This window comes from Oleiphilus sp. HI0080 (assembly GCF_001635135.1).
Genome location: NZ_LWFU01000162.1, coordinates 1 through 339 on the forward strand (window position 1 = coordinate 1; position 339 = coordinate 339).

Sequence of the window (339 nt, forward strand, 5' to 3'; positions counted from 1 at the left end):
GAGAGCTTTCGGGCTTAGGGCAGCTCATAGAGGCACACATCATAGCCGATCGTCTTGTAACATTCGGAGCCTGAAATGAGTATTAAATCCTTAGTCATTGTGTTCACGCAACCTCCCTCTGCATCAAGCGCGAACCAAGAAGCGCTTGATCTTGCTCTTGCAGCTGCAAGTTTCGATCAAGAAGTAAAGCTGGTCTTTGAAGGCGATGCCATCTATCAGCTTGTCAATTCACAAGAGCCTGGATTAGTTGGCCGAAAAAACTTATCAAAGATGATGAAAGCCCTCCCTCTGTATGGAATCGATCTGCTTTATATTTTTTCCGGCTCCGATACAAGCTCC

The 339-nt window shown here is 46.0% G+C and carries 1 protein-coding gene; it reads left to right on the plus strand.

What is annotated here, in order from left to right; genetic code table 11:
• Positions 1–75: 75 nt before the first annotated feature.
• Positions 76–339, plus strand: a 264-nt coding sequence (locus tag A3751_RS01860) for a DsrE family protein (protein ID WP_156492187.1), incomplete at its 3' end; no start/stop codon positions are given.